Origin of the sequence: Nostoc sp., from assembly GCF_036916975.1 — a bacterium.
Taxonomy (GTDB): Bacteria; Cyanobacteriota; Cyanobacteriia; order Cyanobacteriales; family Nostocaceae; genus Nostoc.
On the sequence record NZ_JBALFF010000022.1, the window covers coordinates 1 to 5,849 of the forward strand.

General features: G+C 40.7%; 4 protein-coding genes. 3 read left to right on the top strand and 1 reads right to left on the bottom strand.

Annotated features, from left to right (window positions below):
* The coding region (locus V7K73_RS04200) for a calcium-binding protein (RefSeq protein WP_442936734.1) at positions 1-867 on the top strand (867 nt) is incomplete at its 5' end.
* Between the two features lie 625 nt (positions 868-1,492).
* Here the strand turns inward: V7K73_RS04200 and V7K73_RS04205 are convergent.
* Complete coding sequence (locus tag V7K73_RS04205; protein WP_334877419.1) at positions 1,493-2,332, bottom strand: nuclear transport factor 2 family protein; 840 nt, start codon at positions 2,330-2,332, stop codon at positions 1,493-1,495.
* 86 nt (positions 2,333-2,418) lie between these two features.
* Here V7K73_RS04205 and murG point away from each other — a divergent pair, with 86 nt between their 5' ends.
* Positions 2,419-3,492, top strand: coding sequence for an undecaprenyldiphospho-muramoylpentapeptide beta-N-acetylglucosaminyltransferase (murG, locus tag V7K73_RS04210; protein WP_334877421.1), 1,074 nt, complete (start codon positions 2,419-2,421; stop codon positions 3,490-3,492).
* Between the two features lie 344 nt (positions 3,493-3,836).
* Positions 3,837-5,180 (top strand): hypothetical protein, encoded by a 1,344-nt coding sequence (locus V7K73_RS04215; protein ID WP_334877423.1) that lies wholly within the window; start codon positions 3,837-3,839, stop codon positions 5,178-5,180.
* The last annotated feature ends 669 nt before the right edge of the window (positions 5,181-5,849 follow it).

Consider the following 5,849-nt stretch of genomic DNA (forward strand, 5'->3'; position numbering starts at 1 on the left):
CAAAATTCACAAGAAATCCCAGACGGAGAAATTTTCCTTAACAGTGCTAAAAATGTTCAGGTCTATAACAATATTATGTATGCAAACGACGGAGTTGCTGCTAATTATGTTGTTAATTCTAGTAAGACTTCATTTAACAATAACCTTGCTTACAACGGAGCTTTTACAGGCACAGGATCGGGAAATATTTTAAACCAAGACCCCTTGTTTGTTAATGCAGCGAATGGTGACTTTAGGCTCAAACCTGGAAGCCCTGCTATCGATGGTGGTTCCAATGCTTTCAATAGCATCACTAAGAACACTCCCCTAGATGGCAATGGCGACGGCAATGTATTGACTGATATTGGCGCATACGAAGCACCTACCAATAAGACTCCTATTACTAACAAAATTTCTCTTCTCAATGGCACTGATAGCTCTGAATACCTAAAAGGCAATGCCCCAGCCAACAAGATTTATGGGTTTGGGGGTGCAGACAAAATCGTAGGTAATGTAGGAAACGATCAACTTTTTGGAGGCGACGGAAACGATACGCTATTTGGTGGTAGCGGCGATGACCAACTATTAGGGGGCGCAGGCAATGACTGGCTTTATGGGGGCAATGGCAAAGATGTACTTACAGGGGGTAATGGCGCTGATACTTTTGTGTTAGCTTTAGGTGAGGGTACGGACTCCATTACTGACTTTCAAGTGGGTAAAGATAAGCTTGCGTTGTCAGGCGGTCTCAAGTTCGGTCAATTGTTGATACAGCAACAAGGAAGTATTGCTTTCATTATGGATAGTTCTGACAATCAAGTGTTGGCGAAATTAGATAATGTCAATGCAAGTATACTTTTGGCTCAACCTTCCACTTTTATCACTGTTTAGTTGTGTCTTTTGATAACCAAGTCTTTTATCTTTTTAGGCTGCGCTAACGCAGAGTATTTTTTGCCCTTTGATAATCGCTCTTTTCAAATCCTGAACCCCCAATAACCAGACCGTAAACAAAACTGATTAAAGGCTGAAGAAAGCCGATGATGCTTAATCTACGACCACGACGCAATGTGAAGCTCTAAGCGTTTTTGATCACCTCGCTGGTAATAGGTGTAACCTGGCTCACTCCATGCACAAAATCCCGATTTATCCAGGTACTTTAGGTCTATTTTACCAGTTGCAGCAGCTAGCTCCAGCATATTTAGGACTGAAAAGCTTCTTTGCTCGTACTATCGGATACTGCTTTCCTTTGTGGCAATTTAAAAGCGCGTTTTCAAATGATCCCCTTTTTTTGAGTACCCCCCTTAATCTGTCGGGACTCAATTTAATCAAGCGATCGAGATTTTTAGTACGCTAGCGGTAGCGTAGCGCACTAACTCCCAACTTTTAAGGAACGTGGATTAAATAAAATGCAAAACTTCATCAATTATCTAGCTTCCCTCTCCAATACATCGGAGAGGGATTGAGGGGGAGGTAAGCTAGATACATAACTTGTATATTATTTAATTCTTGTTCCTAACTACTTCTTCACCACTTGCAGGCGCTGAGTTACCATCGTCATCCCATTACCCCGCAGAATCACAGCAGAAACCCACTGGCTACCAGGGGTAGATGGTGCTTTTCCGGTTTTAAACAGTCCGCCAGATGTTAGTAATTCCAAATCCACAGGTGTGGGGTTGAGAAATTTATCTGGTTGTATGGGTTCCTCTAACGCCGTTCCTAATAGAAAATCATCACCAAGTGGCTCTTGAACGATCGCATCAAAATTATACTTTTGGCCAACCAGCACCTGCTCTGGTAATTTAATATCAAGTTGCGGCGGCTTGCTGCCAGAGGTAAGTTGAGTGCGTTCTGACAAAATATCTTGGCGAACTATTTTATTGCCTACAATCCGCTGACGCGATTTAATCGTGGCATTGAGAGCCGAATTATTACTGCTAGCGGAGGGTAAGCCAGTTATCTTCGTTTCTGTTTCGGCAATAATCCCATTGCCTTCAGGTTTTGAAGATAGCAGTTTTGTACTGTATTGCAATTTAGGATATCGTTGCCAAAGTGAAATCAAAGATTTTTCCAGGGTTTGCAGGTTTAATCCATCCCCATGAGTGAAGTTAGGGCTGTAGAATTGCAACACTCCTTTAACATCGCCCCGACTGGCGGCTGCATCAACTTGTGTCAACAGGTTTTTCACATCGGCTGCTGCATTTTGGCCTGTACCAACTTGAGCTAATTGTTTTGGTGTTGCAGCTTGAGTGCCTTGCCAACCACTTGTTAAACCAAGGGTTAGCAGGAATAAAACCAGCCATATACTAGCTGGAAATCTGAGTTGTCGTCTCACTAAAGCGGTAATAATGTTAGTCATTGGTAAGATTTTACTGAATTTGATGAGAGAAAGTAAGGAAATTGTTTTATCTTAGTTAAGCTAGACGCTAAACGGTAGAGGTTTGATTGGCAAACGCACCGATACGATTATTAATAGCTGCCAGTGGTACTGGTGGTCATTTGTTTCCAGCGATCGCACTGGCCGAAAAACTGCCAGATTATCAAATCGAATGGCTGGGAGTTCCCAATCGGCTAGAAACTCAACTTGTCCCTAAAGAGTATCCCTTGAATACTATTGCAGTTGAAGGGTTTCAGCAAGGGTTTGGACTCTCCTCGATTCGGATTTTGGGTAAACTCGCCCTTTCGATTATAGAAGTCAGGCGAATTTTGAAGCAGGGAAATTTTCAAGGGGTGTTTACCACAGGAGGTTACATTGCAGGCCCAGCCGTCATTGCAGCGCGTTCCCTCGGTTTACCTGTGGTTTTTCATGAATCTAACGCAATACCTGGTAAAGTAACTCGCTTTTTTGGCCCTTGGTGTAGCGCGGTAGCCTTGGGATTTGAAGTAGCTGCTAAGTATTTGCCCCGTGCTAAAAATGTCTGTGTTGGTACTCCTGTAAGGGCGCAATTCCTCGATGGGGCAATTCATGCACCCCTAGATTTAGCTATTCCTGAAGGTGTTCCCTTGATTGTCGTATTTGGTGGTAGCCAGGGCGCAGTTGCAGTGAATAAATTGGTGCGCGAAGCTGCAAAAGCTTGGTTTGATGCTGGTGCTTATGTAGTACATTTAACTGGCGATCGCGACGAGGAAGCAGATAGCCTCAAACATCCACAGTACATAGCCTTACCTTTTTACAACAATATGGCAGCATTGTTGCAACGAGCTACTCTTGCCATTAGTCGTTCTGGTGCTGGTAGCTTGACAGAATTGGCAGTGTGTGGAACACCAGCAATTTTGATTCCTTACCCCTTTGCCGCAGAAGACCATCAATCTTATAATGCAGACGTATTTACTTCATCTGGTGCGGCGTTGACACTGAAGCAATCGGAGTTAACGGCACAAATATTACAAAGTAATGTGTTGAATTTATTGCAATCACCAGATGATTTAGCAAAAATGGGGGAAAAAGCTCATGCGATCGCAGTTCCCGATAGTGCCGAAAAATTGGCGCAGTTATTGCGTGAGGTGATAGAAACTTAAAATAATTCGTAATTCGTAATAGAGCCTCCGGAACGCTTTGCGGTTTTCATGGCCCTTTGGGCTGTACGTAATTCGTCAATTTTGTTTTGTAATGAAGAGTGCTGTTGTGGGGACGGTTTCCGACTCGCATTACAACGTGCGATTTAGCGCAAAGTGCGGTCTTGGGGTTTCCCCCGCCGCAGGATGCGCGGAGCGCACTACAGGAGCAACTTTGCATTCGCAGTCCCCAATCGCATTACTTACCGATTTTAGAACCGGGGGACTTAAACCCACGGAGCTAGTTAAAAAATTCAACATTCAAAATGGAAGATACTAAGAGATAATAGGAATTTCTTCTATAGGTTATGAATATCTTATTTAATCAAAAATTCCGGATAACAGTAGGTTGTGCTGCCTTATTGCTTGTTAGTTTAGCCAGTAGCCATTTATATACTCAGTTAAAAACTAAACGCCTAGCCCAACAAGAGCAGTTTTTGACTCAGCAAGAAAATTTTACCCCACTTAAATCACAGATTTCTCTCACCTCAAATCAAATTTCTGAGCAACTTGATTTGAAGTTTAAAAATCCTTTAATCACTAAACAAACATCTGATGAAATTCTAGACAAGCAAAATATTTTTTCATCTCAACAAAGTTTGTTAGCCGCATCTGCACCCTATCCAGTTGTCGATGAGTTCAAAAAATATAAATTTAGTATTAATGGCAGCCAAGTTGTTACTCCAGTCAAACTGCCAAGTAGTAAGGTCAACTTCAATCAAGAAGATTTATTAACTGTTCTCGTTAATACTAGAAAATATTTTCAAGATTATAGTTCAGAAGACCCAGATATTCTGCGTACAGGAATGCTTGCTACTCAAGGCGTTACTGTTCCAGATGTCCTCAATACTTTGAATTTCATGATTGTTGTCTTAAAAGAGGATATTGCTAATAATCGAGCTACTCGGTTGCAAGACCCCAAGTTTATCAATTCCAATTTTCGAGTTATTAAATGGACTGCTTATAACCCAAAAGACAAAAAACAAAAACAATTAAGAATTACCAAATATGCTGTATTTACTCACCCCGGTTCTCGTAAAAAAACCTCTACTTTTAATACACCAATTTATAGTTTAAAAGACAACTCTAATAACGATAAATTCTACACTAGATACACAAAGCAGGATGTTTTGTCAGGTATTTATGAACCAGGTGGTAGAGAATTTGGAAAAGTTACAAGTCTCGCTTATCTAACCAGAAATGGTTTAGAAGAAGCAATTATGGAAGGAACGATACTAATTAATTTTACAGATGGTTATAAGGCATTTTTTAATGTAGATAGAAATAATGGAATGTCTTATATTCGCGGCTTGAAGGCAACAGCACAAAAGCGTTATTGGTATTTTAGAGAAGTTGATGCTATTAAAGGCTATGGATACAAAATAGATGCAAAAATTTCTATTAAACCCGGAGTGACTTTTGCTGGGGATGTTTTAAATATTGGTTTAGGCAAAGTGATTATAATTGAGCATACTATAGGTGGTCGCAAACATCTGCAAATGGGAGTCATTGCAGATACAGGCGGAGCATTTTTACCCAATCTTTATCAACTCGATTTTTTAGCAGGTGTATTTAAGAATAAAAAAGAATTTGGGCAGCATATCACGCAATTACCGGAGTATGCTACAGCATATTTTTTAGTAAAAAAATGATGCGTTGACTTGATGTCAATGAAGAGGAAAATCACGATGATCTCACTTTTTCGCGTTGCTCCCAAGTCCCTCTCCCATATATGGGAGAGGGATTTAGGGTGAGGGCAAAAACTACGGTTCTCAACTTATATCAGGTTTAAATTCTTATTTTTCTGAAAAAGATTCGTAAAAACCGCCGCAAAAATAGAATGAAATAGCCCTGGGGAAAACCCCATACTTCCACTAAGTAAGTGGACGCAAATAATCATCATTGGCTCGTAGTTGCGCTTTAGGGCTAAAGCGCAACTACGAGCCAAATACAGATATTTTACTTTTCGTTACATAGTTTGGTTTTATCTTGCCTACCTACTTACGCTAGTTTCACTCGGGGTTTAAATCCCCGTCTGAAATATCTAAAATGTTTGAATTTTGAATTGTTAACCTTTGGGCGCTGACCTAGCATAAAACTATAAGAAAAAGTAATAAGGTATATCAGCTTTACTGAAGTAAAAAAACTTGCTTAAAAAATGTAAAGCATTGTAAAGTATTTTCACAGGCAAACACAAACCAGCCTGATTCATAAACAACTAACCGCACTTATAAAACCATGACAGCAACCTTACAACAGCGCTCAAGCGCCAACGTATGGGATCGATTCTGTGAGTGGATCACCAGCACCAACAACCGGAT

Coding starts and splice junctions, on each gene's coding strand:
- V7K73_RS04205 (WP_334877419.1), bottom strand. CDS start 2,332: ATGACTAACATTATTACCGCTTTAGTGAGACGACAACTCAGATTTCCA.
- V7K73_RS04215 (WP_334877423.1), top strand. CDS start 3,837: ATGAATATCTTATTTAATCAAAAATTCCGGATAACAGTAGGTTGTGCT.